The organism is Streptomyces sp. NPDC058664 (assembly GCF_042716635.1).
Lineage (GTDB): Bacteria > Actinomycetota > Actinomycetes > Streptomycetales > Streptomycetaceae > Streptomyces.
Map to the genome: position 1 here is coordinate 1 of NZ_JBHXRW010000204.1, position 1,491 is coordinate 1,491.

Sequence of the window (1,491 nt, forward strand, 5' to 3'; positions counted from 1 at the left end):
CTGCGCGACGACAGGCTGTTCACCCCCTTCCCACCCGTCGCGCAGGAGTCTTGACTTCGTCATTGAGACTCCTGGTGAGCGGTGGATCTTGGTCGAGAACCCGTCTACCAGGAGCTTCATCGTTCCACCGATCCGTCCAACACACGGCCAGCGCCGTCAGATTGGAAAAGGCTCATGGCCTGGTGGCCGTCCATTGGGCATTACATGGGTGTTTTCGTCACCTTCAGGTCGTAGGTGAACGCTTCAGTGCAGTCCAGCCGTGCTGTCTTGCCGAGAACATGGATGATGACCTTGGACTTGAGCCTTTGCTGGGTGCCCTCAGAGACGATGCTCCAGCCGCCGTCCTCGTAGACATCGTGGACGGGCTTTGGCTTCCCCTTGGGGGCATAGAGGCCTTTGATCACGGCCGTGCCGGCGGCGCGGGGTTCCTCACCGAGGCGCTCTATAGACAGCTTGGCGTTGATTGAGCCGTGGTCAAACAGCCGCGTGGGCGTTGAGCCGCCTCCGTACTCCCCGTCTGGTCCCTCGACGTGCACGTTGACGAAGGAGCCGTGCAGAGAGTTGTCGTACAACTCGACCGTTGCGGACCGCTGGCCTACCTGCCCGGTGCAGGACAGTACATGCCCCTTCTCGTATGTGATCACCGCACTGTCAGCCGCCGTGGCGGGTGTCGCCTGCGCCGTGGCTGGAAGCCCCATGCCTAGTACACCAGCGCAGGCCACCATGGCGGTCTGTATCACACGCTTCTTCACACATGCCTCCCGGCAAAGTTGGATGGTCATGTCTATAGACGTCCACCACAGGCGATAAAGGTAGGTAACTGGTACTCAACTTTCCTATGAGAGCTCGTGACGCGATCTTGTGACCTCAAGGCCTGCATCGCTGACGCGCGGCCGCCTACGGAGGTTTTCGGGTCGTCGTCGGGTGGTGACGGTTCATGATCCCTGCGGTATGCCGATGAGGTGAGGTACCCGGAGGGCGGGGGTCTGACCGCTGAGCGGCGGGCGTTTCGTGAGGGGGTTCGGCTTTAGGCCGGGCAGCGGTTCGCGGCGGGTGAGAAGACCACGGTGATCGCGAAGGACCTGCGGGTGAGTGTGCGGTCGGTGGAACGCTGGCGTCGTACCTGGCGCGAAGGCGGCATGGAAGCCCTGCACTCCGCCGGACCGGTCAACTCCCCGACCGTCACCGACGCCCAGTTCGCCGTGCTCGAGGAGGAACTCGGCAAGGGCCCGTCCGAGCACGGCTTCGACAATCAGCGCTGGACCCTGGCCCGCGTGCAGAGCGTGATCCGCCGCCGGCTGTGCCTGACGCTGTCGGTGACTCCTCCCCCTCGTAAACAACTCCGTTGGGAAATCCGCAAAACGGCTCTCGGGGGCGGGTCATGCCGCGAGGGTGTGTGAACCGTTCCGGGTTCGATAGAGACCTCAGATGTTGGTTGTGAGCTGGGGTTTTGTGGTGCTCAGGTAATGCTTGGCTTCGTATTCGGCCGGT

General features: G+C 62.6%; 1 protein-coding gene and 1 pseudogene. One reads left to right on the plus strand and one right to left on the minus strand.

Features of this window, described 5'->3' with window-relative positions; all coding sequences use genetic code 11:
* Window positions 1–200: 200 nt before the first annotated feature.
* On the minus strand, window positions 201–752 hold the full coding sequence (locus ACFWUY_RS41580; RefSeq protein ID WP_384122222.1) for a hypothetical protein: 552 nt from the start codon (window positions 750–752) through the stop codon (window positions 201–203).
* A 300-nt stretch (window positions 753–1,052) separates the two neighbouring features.
* Here ACFWUY_RS41580 and ACFWUY_RS41585 point away from each other — a divergent pair.
* Window positions 1,053–1,400 (plus strand): annotated as a pseudogene (locus ACFWUY_RS41585) (helix-turn-helix domain-containing protein); the annotation flags it as partial.
* Between the last annotated feature and the right edge of the window lie 91 nt (window positions 1,401–1,491).